This is a genomic window from Maribacter sp. TH_r10, assembly GCF_033101095.1.
Lineage (GTDB): Bacteria > Bacteroidota > Bacteroidia > Flavobacteriales > Flavobacteriaceae > Maribacter_A > Maribacter_A luteus.
In genome coordinates, this window is record NZ_JAWMPY010000001.1 from 628,369 (window position 1) to 648,842 (window position 20,474).

At 39.1% G+C, this 20,474-nt stretch carries 19 protein-coding genes; 10 read left to right on the plus strand and 9 right to left on the minus strand.

Features of this window, described 5'->3' with window-relative positions:
• The 8 genes from R3X28_RS02600 to R3X28_RS02635 form a co-directional block, all read right to left on the minus strand.
• The gene (locus tag R3X28_RS02600; RefSeq protein ID WP_317662177.1) at positions 1-762 is read right to left on the minus strand and encodes a UDP-2,3-diacylglucosamine diphosphatase; all 762 of its coding nucleotides are present in this window, start codon (positions 760-762) and stop codon (positions 1-3) included.
• A gap of 35 nt (positions 763-797) precedes the next feature.
• Positions 798-1,247, minus strand: a complete 450-nt coding sequence (locus R3X28_RS02605; RefSeq protein ID WP_154363499.1) for a 6-pyruvoyl trahydropterin synthase family protein — start codon at positions 1,245-1,247, stop codon at positions 798-800.
• Between the two features lie 94 nt (positions 1,248-1,341).
• Positions 1,342-2,502, minus strand: coding sequence for a Gfo/Idh/MocA family oxidoreductase (locus R3X28_RS02610; protein ID WP_317662180.1), 1,161 nt, complete (start codon positions 2,500-2,502; stop codon positions 1,342-1,344).
• A gap of 71 nt (positions 2,503-2,573) precedes the next feature.
• On the minus strand, positions 2,574-3,002 hold the full coding sequence (locus tag R3X28_RS02615; protein ID WP_317662182.1) for a DUF3592 domain-containing protein: 429 nt from the start codon (positions 3,000-3,002) through the stop codon (positions 2,574-2,576).
• Between the two features lie 181 nt (positions 3,003-3,183).
• Positions 3,184-3,951, minus strand: a complete 768-nt coding sequence (locus R3X28_RS02620; RefSeq protein ID WP_317662184.1) for an enoyl-CoA hydratase/isomerase family protein — start codon at positions 3,949-3,951, stop codon at positions 3,184-3,186.
• Between the two features lie 101 nt (positions 3,952-4,052).
• Entirely contained in the window at positions 4,053-4,724 is a 672-nt protein-coding gene (locus tag R3X28_RS02625) for an acetyltransferase (protein WP_317662186.1), read from the minus strand.
• Between the two features lie 31 nt (positions 4,725-4,755).
• Positions 4,756-6,087: an MATE family efflux transporter gene (locus R3X28_RS02630; RefSeq protein WP_317662187.1), complete on the minus strand. Its 1,332-nt coding sequence runs from the start codon at positions 6,085-6,087 to the stop codon at positions 4,756-4,758.
• A 15-nt stretch (positions 6,088-6,102) separates the two neighbouring features.
• Positions 6,103-6,603 (minus strand): GNAT family N-acetyltransferase, encoded by a 501-nt coding sequence (locus R3X28_RS02635; RefSeq protein WP_317662189.1) that lies wholly within the window; start codon positions 6,601-6,603, stop codon positions 6,103-6,105.
• Between the two features lie 53 nt (positions 6,604-6,656).
• On the opposite strand from R3X28_RS02635, the gene R3X28_RS02640 reads away from it, so the two are divergent.
• Positions 6,657-7,454 carry a universal stress protein gene (locus tag R3X28_RS02640; RefSeq protein WP_317662191.1) on the plus strand — a complete coding sequence of 266 codons (798 nt, stop codon included), beginning with the start codon at positions 6,657-6,659 and terminating at the stop codon, positions 7,452-7,454.
• A 3-nt stretch (positions 7,455-7,457) separates the two neighbouring features.
• On the opposite strand, the gene R3X28_RS02645 is transcribed toward R3X28_RS02640, so the two are convergent.
• Positions 7,458-8,483 (minus strand): LacI family DNA-binding transcriptional regulator, encoded by a 1,026-nt coding sequence (locus tag R3X28_RS02645; protein ID WP_317662193.1) that lies wholly within the window; start codon positions 8,481-8,483, stop codon positions 7,458-7,460.
• 197 nt (positions 8,484-8,680) lie between these two features.
• Between R3X28_RS02645 and R3X28_RS02650 the strand changes: the two genes are divergently transcribed.
• From R3X28_RS02650 to R3X28_RS02690, 9 genes are all read left to right on the plus strand, one after another.
• Entirely contained in the window at positions 8,681-11,344 is a 2,664-nt protein-coding gene (locus R3X28_RS02650; protein ID WP_317662195.1) for a TonB-dependent receptor, read from the plus strand.
• Positions 11,345-11,433: 89 nt separating this feature from the next.
• Entirely contained in the window at positions 11,434-12,744 is a 1,311-nt protein-coding gene (locus R3X28_RS02655; RefSeq protein WP_317662197.1) for an MGH1-like glycoside hydrolase domain-containing protein, read from the plus strand.
• A gap of 9 nt (positions 12,745-12,753) precedes the next feature.
• A complete protein-coding gene (locus R3X28_RS02660; protein ID WP_317662199.1) occupies positions 12,754-13,368 on the plus strand; it encodes a GNAT family protein in 615 nt (204 codons plus the stop codon).
• Positions 13,365-14,969, plus strand: coding sequence for a sodium:solute symporter (locus R3X28_RS02665; RefSeq protein WP_317662201.1), 1,605 nt, complete (start codon positions 13,365-13,367; stop codon positions 14,967-14,969). The genes R3X28_RS02660 and R3X28_RS02665 overlap by 4 nt, the downstream gene beginning before the upstream one ends.
• A gap of 9 nt (positions 14,970-14,978) precedes the next feature.
• A complete protein-coding gene (locus R3X28_RS02670; RefSeq protein ID WP_317662202.1) occupies positions 14,979-16,103 on the plus strand; it encodes a glycerate kinase in 1,125 nt (374 codons plus the stop codon).
• Positions 16,104-16,311: 208 nt separating this feature from the next.
• The gene (gene pnuC / locus R3X28_RS02675) at positions 16,312-16,884 is read left to right on the plus strand and encodes a nicotinamide riboside transporter PnuC (RefSeq protein WP_317662203.1); all 573 of its coding nucleotides are present in this window, start codon (positions 16,312-16,314) and stop codon (positions 16,882-16,884) included.
• On the plus strand, positions 16,881-17,861 hold the full coding sequence (locus R3X28_RS02680; protein WP_317662204.1) for an AAA family ATPase: 981 nt from the start codon (positions 16,881-16,883) through the stop codon (positions 17,859-17,861). Before pnuC ends, R3X28_RS02680 begins: the two co-directional genes overlap by 4 nt.
• 64 nt (positions 17,862-17,925) lie before the next feature.
• Positions 17,926-19,518 (plus strand): AAA family ATPase, encoded by a 1,593-nt coding sequence (locus R3X28_RS02685; RefSeq protein ID WP_317662205.1) that lies wholly within the window; start codon positions 17,926-17,928, stop codon positions 19,516-19,518.
• Positions 19,506-20,474: a hypothetical protein gene (locus R3X28_RS02690; protein WP_317662206.1), complete on the plus strand. Its 969-nt coding sequence runs from the start codon at positions 19,506-19,508 to the stop codon at positions 20,472-20,474. The genes R3X28_RS02685 and R3X28_RS02690 overlap by 13 nt, the downstream gene beginning before the upstream one ends.

Below are 20,474 nucleotides of genomic sequence, written 5' to 3' on the forward strand. Positions count from 1 at the left end.
CTAGTATTTTTCCAGAGAAAACCGTTCACCGTCGAATACACCATAAGTGAAGAAAGATAACCAATCCCCAAGGTTTATATATTTTGATTTTTCGTTCAGATTTATTTCCAGAGGTAGGTGGCGATGTCCGAAAACAAAATAATCGTAATGGTCTTGCTCTAATTTTCGTTTGCAATATTGGACCAACCATTCTTTGTCTTCCCCAAGGAATTTAACGTCCTCATCACCTGAAATCAATTTGTTCCTTACCGAAAGATATTGACCCAAACGTACGCCCAAATCAGGATGCAACCATTTAAAAAACCATTTGGCGACAGGATTGGTAAATACCTTTTTCATACGTTTAAACCCTAGGTCATCGGGACCAAGACCATCACCATGACCGATGAACACTTTGGATTCATTAAACATGAATTGTTGTGGTTTGTGATAAACCGGAATATTCAATTCTTCCTCAAAGTAACCATTCATCCAAAGGTCGTGGTTCCCTACAAAATAGAATACGGGAATGCCCGAATCCGTTATTTCGGCCAATTTGCCCAATGTCCTGGTAAATCCCTTGGGGACAACGGTTTTATATTCAAACCAGAAATCAAAAAGATCACCCACTAGAAATATGGCCGCTGCATCTTTCTTGACAACATCTAGCCAAGCCACGAATTTCTTTTCGCGTAACAAACTTTTTTCCATGGTAGGTGCTCCTAGATGGTTGTCACTTGCGAAGTAGACCTTTTTGCCTTTGGGGATGTTGATAGATTTCATTGGTGTCGTAAATATAGGAAAATCCCTTTGGCCGTCTAATTGTCAGAAGCGTACCACTCTGCATAGGAAGTCTCGGTTTCCTGAAGTTTTAAAGAGTGTAGTTTTATGGTTTCAGGAAGTCTGGCCTTAATTTTTTCAGCAAAATCAATAACCATATTCTCACTTGTCGGCTGGTAATCCGCTAAGATTACATTATGATCTCGACGCATTAATTCCTTGGCCAATTCCAGATGCGGCGTGTTTTTATTGAAAATAGTGGCGTGGTCAAAAGGATCCACGATTTCTTCTTTTACGATTTTCTTTAAATCGCCAAAATCAATGACCATTCCCAACTTTACATGCGATGTGTCCGTTATTGGGGTTCCGATTACCGTTACGGAGAGTTTATAACTATGGCCGTGTACATTTCTGCATTTACCATCATACCCATATAAAGCATGGCCTGATTCAAAAGTGAATTGCTTGGTGATTCTAATATTGCTCATTGCTATGAATTACGGCGCGAAGTTAATCAATATCAAACATATTTTTCCTTCATAAGAGAATTGATTCGGCACAATCAAGAAATAAGTTTTTAAATTATTCTAGCTTGAAATATTCATCCCAAACGACCGTTTCTCCAGTTTCTGCTGCATGTTTGGCAGCTTCTAAAATTTGCACCACGATCAAATTGTTTTCCATGGACGCCAGATCATATCTTTTGAGTGGAAAATCTTCCCGTACCAATTTTGAAAAATAAGCAAACGGATCGTGCATTCCTTTTAGGAGGGGTAATGCTTTCAATGATTTTGGGCCGTCTTTCACATTGGTCATAAATTGCATATCTTCATTATTTTGGCAAAATACGTAACCATTTTTTCCATAGACGGTCATATCCTTTCTTCCATATGTCCAGTTCCATGAAGCCTGTATCACTACTTGGGTCTTGGGGTAGGTCAAAACAATGATTGCATCATCTTCTACATTGGGGTATATGTCAGGTTTGGTTTGTTGGGTTACGCAGGTTACCGTTTTGGGCGTTTCTCCTTTCATTATGTAGGTGGCAATGTTTGCGCCATAGCACCCGAAATCGGGCAAGGCACCACCACCGTTCAATACGGGGTCGGTCAACCATTCTAGGAATTCTTTACTACAGCCGATTTCTTTGGGTCCCGGGTGGCCGGTATTAAAGACTATTTTTGAGATGTCCCCTATGGTATTGCCTTCTTCAATAATATCAAAAGCCTTGGCATTACTACCATACCAAGAGGTCTCGTAATTGGTCATTAAATGTATATTGTGTTTTTTTGCCAATGTCATCATTTTCTTGGCATGGGCAACATTTACGGCCAGAGGTTTTTCGACCATAATATGTATTCCTTTAGGGGCAAAAAACTCTACAACTTCTAAATGCCCATGAATATCGTTAAACGCCATTACGGCTTCTGGTTTCACTTTCTGCATCATCGTTGTCATGGATTTATATACTAAATCCATTGAAAAACCATACTGTTTGTGATAACGTGCAACTAACGTTTTGTTGGGTTCAACAATACCCACTATCTCAATATCCCCAATCTTTTCCCTACCTAGAACCCAATGCACGTGATCATGGGTCAATCCTATTATCGCAACTTTAAGTGGTTTGGAATCGGCATTGCCCAAAGTGTTTTTTACATTATTTTTTGGTAAAATAAAACTGGATGAAACTAAAAATAGGATATAAGGAATTATTTTTAAGAATAAGCTGTGAGGTTGCATGGGTATTAAATTATAGGTGTATTCAAATATACTGAAGTATTAAGGAAACCTAACCTTTTTATACTGCTACCTCAACCTCTACTGTATAATAAATAACTACCACCGACGATCAAAAAAGGGGCTGCGATCATAAAACAAATAACACTCCACCGGTATAGCCCCCAAAAGGAAATGGTCTTAACGTTTTCGATATTCTTGGGGTCATAGGTGATTTTTATCCTCTCCCCGATTTTATATGGCGCTGGGTAAGAGCTTATAGAACTTATATAAGTATGTTTAACCTGTGATCGGTCCAAAAACTCGAAAACCGGTTTGTACATGGTATTATTTTCGCTTTGTGTTTCGATAAAATTAATTACTGTGGCCGTGGTTCTTATGCCTTTGGCCAATAATCGCTGGGATTGGAGGTATTGCGAATAGGACAAATAGGATAATGACGCACCTATTAAAAAAAGAAATGAATAGAAAATCACCCATATGGCATTTGGGTTCGTGGTCATGACCAGTAGTATTATAAAAAAGGATTACCTTTTGTATTTTCTTCTAGAACGAATACGGTTAACAAAATAGGCGACCACAACAAATAAAGCCAATAAAGGAAAAACAAGGTTGCCGTTTAAGAAGTTCAATAGTTCCATGTTTATGTTTTTTTGTTTATAGAACGGAATGGATATAGGTTTATTATTTCTTGTATTTGGATAGTGCATTTGCCGTAAATTCGGATAATACCAGTGATCCGGAAATTGCAGCCCTTTCGGAAAGAAGTTTATCCCAGTGCTCGGTGTTTTCCCAAAGTGTTTTTTTCCATTTACGCAAGGCCTCAGGATTATAGCTCGATAATTGTTGGGTAAAAAAATCGATTTCTTTGTCCATTTCCTTTATAGAATCGAATACCTTGGCGAACAATCCTTTTTCTTTGGCCCAGTAGGCATTTTGCCATTCGGTAGGGGCCAATGATAACTCGGATAAGCCAGCGGCCCCTATTTTTCTTTGAACGGCAGGGGCAATTACCAATGGTGCTATGCCAATGGTCAATTCTGACAATCTAATAGAAGCATCTACAGAGGCAAAAACATAGTCACATGCCGCTGCTAGACCAACTCCGCCACCAACGGTTTTTCCTTGGACTCGACCAACAATTACCTTATTGCACGTACGCATGGCGTTGATGACATGGGCAAAACCGCTAAAGAAAGTTTTACCTTCTTCCATGTTACTTATGGCTATTAATTCTTCAAAGGATGCCCCGCCACAAAAGGCACGTTTACCTTCTGATCGAAGTATGATTACGGAAATATCTTTATTTTCGGATAATTTGTTGATTTCATCGGCAAGACGGTTCAATAATTCGGTAACGAAAGAATTACCGGCCGGATGGCCAAACTCAACTGTTGCTACCTTATTATCAATGGTAGTATATAAGCTTCCGTTTTCCCTGTTAGTGGTCATTAGTGATGGTGTATTGATTTATCCGTCATCTAAATTAAGACTAATTTTGTCAATTAATCTACTGAACGAATTTTTATGTCCATGAGGGCGGCGGTAACTTATTAAATTTCCAAACCTGTTATTTTACATCGTTCCCTACTGGTTTTCCGTACTTCTTTCGCTGGCACTCCAATAGCTACTTTATTTGGGGATATATCCTTTATTACAACAGCGCCAGCTCCTACTATGGACCATTCCCCAATATTTAAGTTAGGAAGTACACTACTGTTCAAGGCTAGAAAGGCCCCTTCTTTCAAGTTTACGCTTCCAGCCACGTTTGCGGATGCCATATGGCAATAATTGGTTACTGTGCAATCATGGTCTAAACTGGTTTTGGTATTTACTATGTTATGGTTTCCCAAACGGGAACCTCGCTGTATTATAACACCTGCACAGATAACATTACCTACACCTATTTTTGCACTGGGATCTATTGAGGTAAAAGGATGTATGGCATTTATCCAATAAAAATCAAATTTTTGTGCTAGTTCTTTTCTACGGCTATTGTCTCCAATAGCAATTATTGCATGTACGTTCTTATCTGATTTTAAATCGGATATCTTTCCTAAAACCGGTATGCCCATGAAGGATTTACCTTGGTATTCTTCGTTATCGTCATAAAATCCAAATACATCTATTTCGTTCTGTATCAATATACTAGCCACCACTTTTCCATGGCCACCTGCACCAAGTACAATGGTCTTTTTCTTGGTAAATTCTAATGTCGTAATCAAATAGTTAGTGTTTCGAGGGATTCAAATATATCTATTTTAGAATTAACGGGCGAAACTTTCTTCTAAACTTCCAAACCAACGCACCACCACGGATGGCCATCCATACGGTAAGGGCAATCCAAATGCCATGTAGGCCCCAGTGGGCGTATTTGGTCAAAAATAGGGTTGGCACAAAACCTAGAAATGTTGCCGTTAACAGTACGTTCCTAAGATATTTCATTTCTCCCAAACCTTTAAAAACGCCGTCAAAAACAAAAGCTACGGTGTTCATGGGGAGCCCTAGGATAACGATAAAAAAGATACTGTAGAATGTTTTAAGCACAGCCGTCTCATTTGAGAAAATATGGCCTATAGGTTTGTAGAAAAGGAAACCGATGAGCATTAAAAGAATGCTAACAATTCCCCCATAGATCATTATTTTCTTGGCTAGTTGCCATAGTCCTTTAATATCCTTGGCCCCTAACAACCTGCCTCCCATAATATTTCCGGCTGCACCGTATCCATCAATAAAAAAGGCAGAAAATAGCCAAAGGTTAATGGCAATGGTATGCGCACCTATATATTTGTCACCAAGTGCCGTTGCTTCCCTTACCGCTAATATAAGGGCAACATTCAGGGCTATTGCTCGGATAAAGAGGTTTAGGCTCATGATAATCAATCGGTTCAATTCCTTATGAAGGGGAAATTGGACCTTTAGGCTTATATCGGTTTTAGAAATTAAGAGGGAAAAAGCCATGATTGCCATTATCGCTTGTGCAATTAAGCTGGCATATGCGGCACCTTTAAGATACATGGGGGAAATTATCCCTTCAATACCATATACGAGTAAAAAGTCCAAACCAATATTTAGTATAGCACCCACTATGGCAATCAACATGGGATAATACGTGTTTTGTAATCCTCGGAATATCCCCATTACCGCAAAAACGAACAAGGTTAAAGGGAAACCCCAAACACGAATGGAATAATAAGAGATACAATACTCGAGTATTTTTCCGGAAGCATTCAGCAATACAAATATTTCTTCAACAATGAATATGGTAGATAATAGAACGATGATACTCAACGAAATATTCAAAAAAATGGCCTGTGCGGGTAAGGTCTTGACATTTTCGAGTTTTCCGGCTCCCAAATATTGGGAAATAATGGCAGAAATGGCACTACGGGTTTGGCCTAATATCCAAATGAGCATAGAAAGAAAGGAACCGACAATACCAGCTGCAGCCAGTGATTCCAATCCGTCTACAGGAATGTTCCCGACAATGGCGGTATCGGTGATTGACAGAATGGGCTCGGCGATTCCTGCGATAGTTGCCGGAATTGCCAATTTGTTGATGGTTTTAAAACTTACGACTGTTTTCAAGGTATTGTTCCAGGATTATAAAATTAATTCATAGCAATGAAAAGGATGCTCACTTTGTTTGGGGAAATATATGTCTGATAGCTTATTGTATCCGCGGGCCTCATAAAAACGTTGGTTACGTTTGTTCTGGCTAAAAGTATCCAAACGAACTGAAACGAGTCCGTTTTTCTTGGCTTTGTCTTCCGCAAAAGACATTAATTTTTGGGCATATCCTTTACCTTGTTGGGAAGGGTCTATGGCCAAACGGTGTATATAGAGGTTTTTATAATTCAGGGTAAGCCATTGAACAGGAATATATTCTTTGTCCATCAGGGTTGAAATTACAATGGTACCGATAATGCCTTCCCCGTTATCCAGAACGTACAATTCAGATCTTTCAATATCCTTTAGAAAAGCATTTTTTGATGGGTAATGTTCGTTCCATTGATAAATACCGTGCTCGATCATAAAAGCGGCACATGAATTAGTGACATTTAAAATGTCATGAATTTCCGGTAATTTTGCCAATCGAATCACGAATAGGTTTTATTTTAGTCGTAAATTTAAAGTATTAATCAATATTTGCCGCTATGCAGAACATTCTTGTACCCATTGGTACCTTGCCCAACGTTAATGAAACCTTACAATATGCTGTTGACTTTGCTGCTGACTTTTCATTAAAAGTTTATGTAATGGATGCGTATAACGTAAGTGCTAAAGCTGGGAGTTTGGCCAACATCTCCGAAAAGCTCGCAAAGAGTGGAAAAGAGCGTTTAAAGACCATTATCTCAGAGGTCGATTCCAAAAATGTTGAAATTAACATAGCTACCTATAAAGGGGAAATAGTTGATGGGATCAAGGAAATAGACAAACAACTGGGTATTAATATGATAATTTTGTCCCCAAAGAGCAATCATGTCCATGAAGATCTATATTTGGGTACTACGGCAGGGAGGATTATTAAAAGAACCAATATTCCTGCTTTGATCGTACCTGAGGGTATTAAATACAAGCCGTTTAAAAATATATTGACCGCATTTAAATCGGGGATTCTAAAGCGTAAACGTATTTTGGCCCCACTAATGGAGATAAAGATGAAACATGATGCTGTGGTCAATTTACTTCTTGTAAAAACACCTGGATATACCGATGACGATTTAAGAATCAATACGGCATTGATGGATCTTTGCTATAAACTTACCATCACTGAAAACCCTACTACCTATCTTGGGGTAATGGAACATTTTCAGTCTAAACAACCCGATTTGTTATGTGTTTTTCGCAGAAAGAGGGGCTTTTTCGTTAAGTTATGGGAAAAGAATACCATTAGTAAATCTGAATTTTCGGTACCCATTCCGGTTCTGGTCCTGAGTGTCAAGAAAGACTGATATTTAGGCGGTAAATGATGAATCACGAACCAATAGGCTGGTTTTGATTTCTACTGTTTTGATCGCTTCATCACTTTCTTGGTTTTCTATTTCTTTAATCAGGTATTTAACGGCAGTACGCCCGATTTTATCGCCAGGTTGATCCACAGTGGTTAGGGCAGGTTGTATAATCGTGGAATTTACAGAATTGCTGAATCCCACCACGGCGATTTCCTGGGGTATTTTTACATTGAATTTATGAAGTGCTTTGATCGCCCCTATCGCCGCATTGTCGGTTATGGCAAAAATGGCATCGGGTCTCTTCTTTAAACTTAGGAGCATTCGAGTCAACCTACTGCCATTCTTTAACGAAATATCCTCAGTACTGAGGATTATTTTTTCATCGATATCCATATGGTATTCTTTCAAGGCTTTCAAATATCCGGTATATCGCTTCTCGGAATTAAAGGAGTTTTCGGTTTCTTTGAGGATGGCAATCCTCTTTTTTCCTAAGTTGATAAGATGTTCAACAGCATTAAAGGCAGCCTCTTCTTCATTGATTACGATTTGGGTGCAGGGTATTTTGTCCGAAACCTTATCGAAAAGGACCATTGGTTTATGGTTCAGTATCTGTAAAATGGCATCTAAGGCTAAGGTTTTTTTAGCTAAGGACATTAGAATTCCATCCACACCGAACTGGGTCATCGTTTTTAACATCTCGATTTGTTTGGATTCATTGTTCTGTGATTCGGAGATAATGACACGATAGCCCCTAAGTTCTGCTTCTTCTAAAATTCCCTTTAAAATCGTTGAGGTGAACAAGTGGGATATATTTGGTACGATAACCCCTAGAATATGGGTTTCCTGTGACCGGAACCCCCTCGCAAATAGATTGGGGGCATAATGCATTTTCTTTGCCAACTTTTTTACAATTTCCTTTGTCGCCGGACTAATATCGGGATGATCGTTCAAAGCCCTTGATACTGTGGATATTGAGAGGTCAAGAACATTGGCTAGCTCTTTTAGGGTGGTAGTTCTCTTTTTGGTCATCAGCTTCTTATTCAATGGTTTATGGAATTTTATAACAAAAACCAAGTTACAAAACAAATTGCAAACGTTATCGCAAACGTTTGCGTGGTAAAATCGTAAAAATTAAGTATCAAAAGTGCGAAATACAAATATATTTACCATCAGATTGTTGATATAATAATTATACAATCGAACTAATATCTAAAAACTCAACAATTATGAAGAAAGTTATTTTTGCGGTAATCGGTCTTCTAATAGGGACAATCAGCTTTGCCCAGACCGAAATCACAGGAACTGTAACAGACAGTTCGGGAGAGCCCATTCCAGGGGCGAACATTATTTTAGCCGGAAGTACTGCAGGTACTACAACGGATTTTAACGGTAATTATACTTTTAATACAGATTTGGAAGGTGAGCAAACCTTAAAAGTATCCTACTTAGGATATTTAACCATTTCTAAAGGTATTCAACTCACAGGCGCAACGGTTAAAATGGATTTTGTTATGGAAGAAGGGGGAGAGTTACTGGATGAGGTTGTTTTAACTGCTTCAAGTACCTTTCGTTCGCAAAAACAAGCACCATTATCTATAAGTTCTAAAAAAATGTCTGAAATAACAAAACTTTCAGCCAATAGTCAGGCAGATATTTTAAGGGATGTTCCTGGTATTACTGCAGAAGGTGGTGGAGGTGAAACGGCCACCAACCTTTTTGTAAGGGGTCTTCCATCAGGAGGGCAATATGTTTTCAACCCGCTACAATATGACGGCATGCCTTTGATGAGTACTTTTGGATTAAACTCATCGGCACATGATGTATATGCGAGGCCCGATATTGGTTTTAAAGGCGTAGAATTTGTAAGAGGTGGCGCTGCCGTTCTGTACGGAGCAGGCTCGGTAGCAGGTATTATAAACTATACTAGTAAAACCGGCGACACCAACCCTGGCAATATAATAAATATGGAGTGGGGTAGTCAAGGTAGATTGAAAACCGATTTTTATACAGGGGGTCAACTTGGTGGTGAAGATTCCAATACTTTTTATGCTTTTACCGGTTTTATAAGAAAAGATGATGGCCCAATAGAAACAGGGATGCCTACCAGAGGTGTTCAATTTCGGGGAAACATCAAAAAGAAATTTGAAAATGGCTCTTTTACGGTACATGGTCAATATATAGATGATAAGGCCCAGTTTTTTATGCCCTTACCGTTGGAAGGTGGATCAAGGGAACGTCTTGTCGGTAATGATGGGGATGATGTGGAACAATTACTTTCCGGTGAATTGGCGAATACTTCATTTTTAACTCCTGGCGGTGTATATGAAAGTCCGATTGAAGACGGTGTATATACCAAAGGTGGTTACCTTATGGGAGAATTTGCGTATCATTTGAGCGATAATATTCGGTTTAATTCAAAAGTGAAATATGCCAATTATGAACACAATTTTGCACTTTATGTCGGTGGCAATGGTGATTATGGCAACCCTATTACCCTTTCAGATTATGTCTCTGAAGTAGCACCTGGTAATACGGCTTTCGATGCTACATATCAAGGTGGAAGTGGAGATCAAATTAATGGTAATGATCTGGTTATTGAAAACCTTCATGTAGATCGTTTAAGACCTATGACCGATTATGCTGGGGAAGCTAACTTAATTTTTAATTCTGAAGATGGACATCATACATTCACTTTGGGCACATACTTGGCTAGAACAGAAGCCGAGGACGTAAATTACCAATACAGAGTGCTGTCAGAATTCAATAACAACCCAAGGTTGGTAAACTTAAGTTATACTGATGCCGCAGGTGGTAATGTGATCTATTCGGATGGTGGTCTTTACAATAGAATAGGAATGACTTCCAATAAATTCTTAACACAAAGCAGGACAGCGTTTTATGCCACCGATGAAATGGTTTATGACAAATGGCGTTTTGATGTTGGACTAAGAATAGAATCAACAACTGGGGTATTCAATAATGGAGGGTTAGAAGAATCGACAGTTTATGAAGACACCGAATTAACCGATAATTTAAGAAACGTACGTTTTGCTGATGGAAGCTTTACGACCGCAGAAATCAATGATACGGATTGGGCAGTTTCATTAGCAGGTTTATATGAACTTTCAGATGCGACCAATTTATATGCCAACTTCTCTAGAGGGTTTTTCTTTCCTCAACAAAGGGGCTTTACACCAACACCAGGTATTAGAGAATCTAACTATGAAGCTGAAACCATATTACAAGGAGAATTTGGGGCAAAATTTGGAACCCCTAAGTTTTCAGGTTCCGTTGCCGCTTACTTTGTAAAATTGAACGATCGTATTCGTATTGATCAGGCCATTGTAAATGGTGACTTGGTGGACCAAGGAAGATCTGAACAAAGTACGAGTACAGTTGGTTTGGAGGGTACTTGGAACTACAGGTTTACTGATCATTTTAATGTTAACGGAACGGTCACATATCAGAATCATGAGATTAAAACCAATGAAACTACTGATCTTACCACTGGAGATATTTCAACGATCAATGAAGGGAATGAAATAGGAAGACAGCCAAATTTACTTGGAAGCATAGGGCTAAATTATAATGACAGAAAATTTGATGCTAATTTCACATTGAACTATACTGGCAAAAAATTTACCGATGATTCCAATAATGTTGAATTGGATGCCATTACCATAGCAAGATTGGGCGCAGGCTATACCTTTAAGCTTCAAGATGTGAATTCATTGAGATTGGGTGTTTCGGTTTTCAACTTGTTTGATAGTGTAGGGCTAACCGAAGGTAATCCACGAGCAGGTATTGCCGGGCAGTCGGAAACAGAATTTTTTGTAGGAAGGCCTATTCTACCAAGAAGGTTTTTCTTGACAGCCACTTTGAATTTTTAAAAATAGTTCTAGTTAGTTTAAGTTAGTTTTTTTAATTCTAAGGTCATTGGCGGTAAAAAGCCGCCAATGTTTTTTATCAGATTCAATTTATGAAAGAAAATTTAAGAAAAAGGGCCATTGAGGTATTGGATGCCAATTTTCAAGAAGGTGGCTTTACAATTCCAAGTAAGGGACTTTATCCTTTTCAATGGAAATGGGATTCAGGGTTTATTGCCATAGGTTTTGCCCATTATGATGTTGAAAAGGCAAAAACAGAGATTCATTCCTTGTTGGATGCTCAATGGGAAAATGGTTTTATACCCCATATTGTTTTCCATAGTGATAATGACTCATATTTTCCAGGACCCGATTTTCATCAGTCAGAACTGCACCCACTTTCTTCAAAAAAGTATAGATCCACTGGCATGACTCAACCTCCGGTAACCGGTTTTGTTTTACAGGAAATGTATCGAATTGCTGAAGACAAAGAAGATATGTTGGCATTTATTAAGGAACATATAGATAGGGTTTATGATAACCATGTTTATTTTTATGGGAATAGAGACCCTTATAACGAGGGTCTGGTCTATATATACCATAATTGGGAGTCAGGTACTGATAATTCCCCCGTTTGGGATGATATATGGAGTACGATGAATCCGCCAGAATATACTTTTGAACGTAGGGATACTACCCATGTAGATGCCTCCCAAAGACCAACAAAGCGTGAGTATGATCATTATTTATATCTTATAGATATCGCGAAGGAATATAATTATGATGATGCAAGAATTGCGGAATTATCACCCTTTTTAGTACAAGATCCATTGTTCAATGCCATGTTGATAAAGTCGAATGAGGCGTTAATGGAGCTATATAGGATTATTGGTGGAAATGAGGATAAAATAAAGGTATTGAACCTGTGGCAGATAAAAAGTATTGAGAATTTCAATACCAAATTGTTCGATGATGAACTAGGGGCTTATATACACTTTGATTTAAGGAATAACAAACCTATACGTTTTGTTTCTTCCTCTTCCTTTTCACCTCTGTTCGCCAATATACCGGATCCAGAAAGGGCAGTTATTTTGGTAAAAACAATGATGGAGAGGTTTGGGGGTGATGATAAATACCTTTGCGCTTCTTTTGACCCTACCAATGAACGGTTCAATCCCAAAAAATATTGGAGGGGACCCGTATGGATCAATATGAACTGGGTTTTGTATTATGGACTGAAAAATTACCGTTTTAATGAAATTGCTGAACGTGTGAAACAAGATTCCATAGCTTTGATAGAACGTGATGGGTTTTTTGAATATTTCGATTGTAGAAAAGATTCGGGGGAATCTCAACGAACAGGTTATGGGGGCAATAATTTTTCATGGAGTGCGGCATTGTTGTTGGATCTTTTAAAAGACTGATAAAAAGCCATGGTCAAAGCGAATGAAGAACTGAATTTCACTGAAGATTACGTTTTAGAGGACGAATATGTGAAGTTGATTCCATTGCAGGAAAGTCATTGCCAGCCTTTATCGCTAATCTCTAATGATCCAGAAATCTGGAAGTATTTTTTTGAGCGAGGTGATGATTTTGATAGTCTTTGGATATATTTTCATACGGCAATGGAAAACCGAAAATTAGGTAGGGAATATCCATTTGTGGTGTATGATAAGATAAAGAACGAATATGCTGGTACCACTCGATTCTATGAGTATTCACCCATATTGAATACTATTAAACTTGGGCATACGTGGTACGGAAAAGCCTTTAGGGGAACAGTGTTGAATAAACGTTGTAAATATTTATTGTTTCAATTCGCTTTTGAAGAATTAGGTATAGAACGTATAGGATTTGGTTCTTACATTGATAATGTCATTAGCATAGCTGCAATGAAAAGTGTAGGATGCAAAAAAGAAGGGGTTTTACGCAATATGTTTCCTTCACTTGATGGGCAAGGAAGATCGGACAACCTATTAATGGGGTTACTAAAGCATGAATGGCATGAGAATGTAAAAGCCAAATTAGCACTTAAAATCAACCAATGAACTATCTAGATTATATCATCATCGTCGTTTACCTTGTTGCATTTCTTGGAATAGGGTACTTTTTTAAAGAAAATAAGAATTCAGGTGATTATTTCTTAGGAGGAAGAAGTATGGGATGGTTGCCGTTAAGTTTATCCACGATGGCCACACAATTATCTGCCATCAGTTTTATTTCCGCGCCTGCATTCGTAGGATTGAAGGAAGGTGGGGGAATGCAATGGTTAACCTATGAGTTTGGGGTGCCATTGGCGATGGCGTTTCTGTTGATTGCCATAATCCCCACCCTGTATAAATCAGGAATCGTAAGTGTTTATGAATATTTGGAAAAAAGATTTGATGCATCTTCACGTTTGTTGATCAGTTTGGTTTTTCAAATAAGTAGATCTGTGGCCACTGGGGTAATGGTCTATACCATGGCCTTGATTCTGCAGGCCACCATTGGGGTTGATTTTTGGATTTCGGTATTGATCATCGGGGTTATTACCTTAATATATTCCTTTCAAGGAGGTATGAAAGCGGTCATTTGGGGCGACGTAATACAAATGGTCATTTTATTTTTAGGAATAGTCATCTGCCTTACTTACGGAATCAACGAATTGGGTAGTTTTGATAATTTCCTTACCCATGTAGACCAAGATCGGCTAACCGCTGTTGACTTTAGCAAGTGGGGCTTTAGTAATGGGGATAAAAATGATGAATTCGGTTTTTGGCCCATGGTCATTGGTGGTTTTTTCCTTTATGCATCATACTATGGTACCGATCAGACACAATCCCAAAGATTATTGTCGGCTAGGGATATGCCGACCATTAAAAAGTTATTACTTGCCAACGGACTGGTACGTTTTCCACTCACATTGACCTATTGTATTATGGGGTTGGTATTGGGAACCTTGTTGGTGCAAGATGCCAATTTCCAGGAATTGATCAATAGTGTGTATCAGGCCAATATCAGTTCATTAGAAGGTAAAAAAGCAGATTTAATGGTCCCTGTTTTCATAATCAAATATTTGCCAAATGGTATTATCGGTATTTTGATCGTTGCAATCATGTCGGCGGCCATGTCTTCCCTGAGTTCAACGGTCAATTCACTTTCTGCGGTCACGATGGAAGATTTTGTCAAGCGTTTTAAACCCGGTATGGAGGGCGGCCAATACGTAAGAACATCACGTTTTTTATCTATTTTCTGGGGATTGGTCTGTTTGTTTTTTGCTTTTTTTGCCGGTAATATTGAAGGAACGGTAATAGAGGTGATCAACAAGATAAGTTCAGTATTCTATGGCCCTATCTTGGCAGCTTTTATTTTAGCGATCTTAACCAAAAGAACACATGCCCTTGGCGCCAATATTGGTATTGTAGTAGGCGTATTGTTTAATGTTTATCTATGGCTTTACGTGCCCGAGATATTTTGGTTTTGGTGGAATGCTCTAGGATGTATTATAACCTTGGTAGTGGCCTATGTTATAAGTTTGGTCGTAAAAAGGAATGTCAACGAAGGCTTGGAGGTGGTTTATTACTCTGGTCGAAAAGAAGTGCTTATCTTGGTAGGGTTCTTTATTGCCATTGTTCTATTTAGTATTTTACTACCTCAATTGTTGCATTAATCTTAGCTTATGAAATTCATTATCGCTCCAGACAAATTTAAAGGTTCCTTGACCGGATTCGAATTCTGCGATGCCGTAGAAGAAGGACTTCGAATGGTATTTAAAGAAGCAGAAATCTTCAAAATGCCATTGGCCGACGGAGGTGATGGTACTATGGAAGTCGCACGGCATTATATCAATGGCGATAAGGTATCGGTAACGGTTAATGACCCACTTTTTCGACCTATTGAAGCGTCATATTTGTATTCCAAGGGTACCGGGATTGCCTATATTGAAATGGCTGAGGCATCCGGACTCAAGTTGCTCAAAGATGAAGAAAGCAATTGTATGTACACGACCACATTGGGTACGGGCGAATTAATTGTTGATGCATTGGAAAAGGGTGCAAAGGAAATCATCCTTGGTATTGGTGGAAGTGCCACCAATGATGGGGGTATGGGTATGGCAAGTGCTTTGGGATATCGTTTTTTGGATGGGGGTGAAGAAGAACTGAAACCTATAGGGGGCAATCTTGCAGCGGTACGTAAAATCGATGATTCTAATAAAAACCCCAAACTCAATGGGGTAATGGTAAAAGTTGCTTGCGATGTTACCAATCCGTTTTACGGTCAAAATGGCGCGGCCTATGTCTACGCAAAACAAAAAGGGGCATCAGACAATGAAATTGTACTATTGGATCAAGGGTTGAACAATTTCGCTAAGATTATCGAAAGGCAATTCCATATAGATTTACAGGAAGTGGATGGTGCTGGTGCGGCTGGTGGAGTTGGAGGCGGCGCCCTCATTTTCCTAAAAGGTGATTTGATCTCGGGGATCGATATGGTCAAAGAGCTGTCAGGTTTTGATACGGCCATCGAAGGTGCCGACTGGATCATTACGGGAGAAGGAAAGTTAGACGAGCAAACCCTCTCTGGTAAGACCATTGATGGGGTCGTTACATCCGCCAAACGAAAGCAGATACCGGTAGCGGCATTATGTGGATCGGTCAGTATATCCATAGCACAACAACAAGCATTCGGACTTGAATATGTAGCTTCCATAGTTAGGGATGTCGGGACCTTACAAGAAGCGATGGCCAAGAGTTATGATAATTTGGTGAATGCCAGTTATAACTTCGCTAATCTTTTGAAATAAGTTTTAGGGTGTACGTATAGGTGAATCGAAAGAAAGCAATTTAATTAGCTATAAAAATTTATTGACGATGGTGTGGTTTCGGATAAACTCTTAAAAAGAATACCCATATGGAAGGCGCTACTATTTGAAATTATATCCTAATTTTGGCTTTCAATGGTTCGTACGATAAATAAAAAGATTCATTCCCACCTTTTAAATTCCCTTGCTTTTGAATATTGAGGCACTAGCAACTGTGTTCGGATTTTTTGCAGTATACTTCACCATACGAGAGAATATATGGTGCTGGTTTTTTGGACTGATTCAAGTTTCCCTATACACCTATATTTTTTTTATTGCCAAGCTTTATTCTGATATGGTATTACATATCATATATATTTTCCTTCAGATTTGGGGTTGGTATAGTTGGAAGTATTCCGGGAATGACAACAGCGTACTTATAGTTTCCAAAATAAAAAACTGGGCCATATGGTTGGCACTGACCGTTTTTGGTACTTTATCCTTGGGGTTGATAATGGACACGCAAACAGATGCGGCCCTACCTTACCCTGATGCGTTTACCACATCGGCAAGTCTTGTTGCCCAATATTTAATGATCAAGAAAAAACTCGGTTCTTGGTTATTTTGGATTGCTGTCGATGTTATCGCAATCGGTATTTATATTAATAAGGCGCTCTACTTTACGTCCATATTATATATAGCTTTCCTTGTAATGGCGACAATAGGTTATTTCGCATGGAAGAAATCATTTAAAAAACAGACTGAAGTTAAAGTAATGGCATGAAAACAGGACTGACTTTGGGAAAGTTCGCCCCACTACATAAGGGGCATCAATTAATGATCGAGACGGCTATTGATGAAATGGATATGGTAATCGTTGTGGTTTATGATGATCCCATTACCACTATTCCTTTAAAAACAAGGGCCGATTGGATCCGACAGCTATATCCGGATATTACTGTTATAGAAGGACACAAAGCACCGACTGATTCTGGTTACACACCTGAAGTCATGAAGATTCAGGAAGATTATATCAAGGCATTGCTAAAGAATATCAGCGTTACTCATTTTTATTCCAGTGAACCGTACGGGGAGCATGTGTCGTTGGCTTTAGGTGCTGTGGATAGGCGGGTGGATGTTAAGAGGGAACAAATTCCCATTTCAGCCACAAAGATTAGAAACAATCCATTGCAAAACAGACCATTTATACATTCCATTGTTTACAAAGACTTAATTACGAATGTTGTTTTATTGGGTGCTCCCTCTACGGGGAAATCCACTCTTTCCGAGGTGTTGGCCCAGCATTATGATACCCAGTTTATGCCCGAGTATGGTCGGGAATATTGGGAAAAACATCAAGTGAACCGTCGACTTACAATGTTGCAGCTCCAGGAAATTGCCATGGGTCATTTAGCACGTGAGGACGAATACATTCAAAAATCAAATCGATATTTATTTACGGACACCAATGCCCTTACGACCCGATTGTTTTCCTTATACTACCATGGGCATGCCACGGATATCCTCAATAGTTTGGCCAATAAGTGCCATGAGCGCTATGATGTGATATTCGTTTGCGATACCGATATTCCTTATGATGATACTTGGGATCGTTCCGGAGATGCCAATAGAATGGAGTTCCAAAAGAAGATATTCGCCGATTTAAAAGCAAGGGGTCTTTCTTATACCTTAATTTCAGGGTCTATGCAGGAAAGGGTAAAACAGGTTGAAAGTGTACTGAATGACTTTCGAAAATATTAAGGTTGATTATCTATGAAAAGCTACCGAATATTATCTTTATCTTCATATAAAATACGATTAGGCCATGTCCAACATTATTAATAAATCACTGGGTTTTTTTAAAAGAGTACCTGAGTCGCCCACGAACCCTCAAAAATATCAAAATACCGAAAAATTCGAAATTGAAGACCTTTTTGAAGATGATTCCCTTTCCAACGAAAAAGCCAAAGTCGCAGCCTTGGATGAAAAATTGCGTCAAGCTTATTTTTGGATAACCAATACCGCAATTATAAGTCCGTACTACGATATTGAGTATAATGATGGCGATGCCAAAAAATTTGTTTTTGGTGACAGTAAAGTGCAGGTAAACCTTCCTTCCGATCAAAGTTATTCCAGTTTTGTGTTATTGCCTTTATTGAATTTAGCGGCAAAAGGCAAATGCCTGATTGTCGGAGGACCTGGTCGGGGTAAAACCGCAACAGCGGTACTCATGGGTTTACTTGCGGGTTATGACAAGACAGATGTTATGAGGGCCATTCAACATGGACAGCCACAGATGACCATATCAGACCTCTTGGGGCATCCTTTGCCTGCAGATATGGTTAAGGCCGAAAAAACTTCCGATATCAGGATCGCATGGCGAAAATGGCTGGAAATGCGGGTAAAGATCATTGATGAATATAATCGTATTCCAACGCGTACCCAATCTGCCCTTCTTACCGTTTTGGCCGATAATTATGCCGAAATATTCGACCAGGTATATGAATGTCCGGATGCGGCTTGGTACTTGACCGCTAACGATGATGCTGGTGGTGGAACTTATCAGGTTATTGAGGCATTGAAAGACCGTATCGATATCGTTATCCGTGCCCTACATTTCAATACCCGGTTCATAGATGACCTATTAAAACGTATTGAACTGAATTTTAAGCCAGAATCCATCATTCCCGAAGAAATCATCTTTTCGGAAGAGGAATTGGCGACGATGAACAAAGAAATACGCAATATACAAATGCCGTCAGCCCTCAGGAAACGCATTGAATTCTTTTGTCGGCAGTTCGAATTTTTCGAACCTGCATCCAACCGTTTGGAATATATGACCAAAGATACCGCCAAACTATCGGTCATGGATATGCAAAGCCTTTTCAGGAAGGAAACGGGTAAAGACCCCATCAAGGATTTAGGGTCCCAAGCGAAGAACGGACTTTCTGTGAGAAAGATCATGACCCTGCTCATGTTCTCGAAGGCTATGGCCTATTTTAGAGGTAATAAGCAAGTAGATTTGGAAGATATACGTCAGATACTGCCATTTGTGCTACACGATTCATTGGCCCCACATCTAGAATCACCTTTTTTCGACCAATCGGGTAATGAGGTATTTCGTGTTGACCGAATCGTATGGTTACGAAAACTGTTTGATTTATCCTGTGATGATTTTGTGGGTCAAGACCTGGACAATTCAGATCCGGTAGATGCTTTTGAGGAGGAATTTCGTAAAGGTTTGGAAAATGTATCGGCAAGGGAGGTAGATAAACGCTTGTTGAATGTCGAAAAGCAATTGCAACAATGGTCGGAAGAGAAAAAATTGTACGGTTATAGGGCCGATGATATTTTAAAACTGAAATATCTACATCAACGATACAGCAATTACAAAAGATGGTTGCAATGGAAAAAGTGACCTATGCTCCATTAATTGAAGACCTAAAAACCCATAGTGTCCTGTATAATCAAATGTATGGTCAGTATAGTCTAAAATACGGTCATTATTCGGCCGGCCATGTTTCAGAATGGATGGTGAAGGTGATAGAGCCGATTGTACAATGTATCGATGAATTGGGTATATCCACAGAGAACCTCCATATCGCAATTAGGTCACTATACACCCATGCCCTTAAACTGTTGGGTTCGGGATTGGCCATTACTTATGACGATCAATATGTAAGGGCCTGGTCATTACTGCAAAAATTGCCCATGCTCCTAGTCAAAAATCCCGAAGAAACACTTTCGGCCTTGAACGAGGCGTTGGTCAGATTACGAAAATATGCACCGAACAAAGTTTTACAATGGTGTGATATGGTTGGGGTTTTGAGTGTGGAAATAACCTCTCTGAATGAATTTAAAATAGTAGCAAGAATATGTGCTTGGCAATGTGGTCTGGCACACTTACGACCTAGATTGCCATCCCTTTTCATGACGTTGCCATTGTCTTTGAAACAACGCATAATGGGGGTTCTGAAATCTGAAGGCAATTACGAAGATGCTTTTAAAAATCCTTGGAATGTTGATAAACCTCATTTTGAAGGAGTGGCAGGAGGTTTTTTGGCAGCTAGTGGTTATTTTATCGATCCGCCGAAATTATCCGTTGTAAACCAGACCGTTATCGTTTCGGATTCAAAACATGTTTATGCGTTCTTCGCGGATAGCAATGGTAAAACACTCTTACCCATTTCGGGTATTGAACCGGATTCTGTTATAGAAGGCAATGTGTCAAAATCCAACTATGAAAAAATAGTGAGGAAAGTAGATGGGAACCTTGATGTTAAAGAAGTCTCATCACTGGTAAAAATGCCTGGAAATATTATGTTTACATTGTATAACTCTTATTTTTTATTCACCTATAGCCATCCGAATTGA

What these genes read in the sequence shown, in the direction of transcription:
- R3X28_RS02680 (WP_317662204.1), top strand. Translation starts at nt 16,881, where the DNA reads ATGAAAACAGGACTGACTTTGGGAAAGTTCGCCCCACTACATAAGGGG.
- R3X28_RS02690 (WP_317662206.1), top strand. Translation starts at nt 19,506, where the DNA reads ATGGAAAAAGTGACCTATGCTCCATTAATTGAAGACCTAAAAACCCAT.
- R3X28_RS02645 (WP_317662193.1), bottom strand. Translation starts at nt 8,483, where the DNA reads ATGACCAAAAAGAGAACTACCACCCTAAAAGAGCTAGCCAATGTTCTT.
- R3X28_RS02670 (WP_317662202.1), top strand. Translation starts at nt 14,979, where the DNA reads ATGAAATTCATTATCGCTCCAGACAAATTTAAAGGTTCCTTGACCGGA.
- R3X28_RS02615 (WP_317662182.1), bottom strand. Translation starts at nt 3,002, where the DNA reads ATGACCACGAACCCAAATGCCATATGGGTGATTTTCTATTCATTTCTT.
- R3X28_RS02605 (WP_154363499.1), bottom strand. Translation starts at nt 1,247, where the DNA reads ATGAGCAATATTAGAATCACCAAGCAATTCACTTTTGAATCAGGCCAT.
- R3X28_RS02650 (WP_317662195.1), top strand. Translation starts at nt 8,681, where the DNA reads ATGAAGAAAGTTATTTTTGCGGTAATCGGTCTTCTAATAGGGACAATC.
- R3X28_RS02600 (WP_317662177.1), bottom strand. Translation starts at nt 762, where the DNA reads ATGAAATCTATCAACATCCCCAAAGGCAAAAAGGTCTACTTCGCAAGT.
- R3X28_RS02685 (WP_317662205.1), top strand. Translation starts at nt 17,926, where the DNA reads ATGTCCAACATTATTAATAAATCACTGGGTTTTTTTAAAAGAGTACCT.
- R3X28_RS02660 (WP_317662199.1), top strand. Translation starts at nt 12,754, where the DNA reads ATGGTCAAAGCGAATGAAGAACTGAATTTCACTGAAGATTACGTTTTA.
- R3X28_RS02665 (WP_317662201.1), top strand. Translation starts at nt 13,365, where the DNA reads ATGAACTATCTAGATTATATCATCATCGTCGTTTACCTTGTTGCATTT.
- R3X28_RS02620 (WP_317662184.1), bottom strand. Translation starts at nt 3,951, where the DNA reads ATGACCACTAACAGGGAAAACGGAAGCTTATATACTACCATTGATAAT.
- R3X28_RS02610 (WP_317662180.1), bottom strand. Translation starts at nt 2,502, where the DNA reads ATGCAACCTCACAGCTTATTCTTAAAAATAATTCCTTATATCCTATTT.
- R3X28_RS02655 (WP_317662197.1), top strand. Translation starts at nt 11,434, where the DNA reads ATGAAAGAAAATTTAAGAAAAAGGGCCATTGAGGTATTGGATGCCAAT.
- R3X28_RS02640 (WP_317662191.1), top strand. Translation starts at nt 6,657, where the DNA reads ATGCAGAACATTCTTGTACCCATTGGTACCTTGCCCAACGTTAATGAA.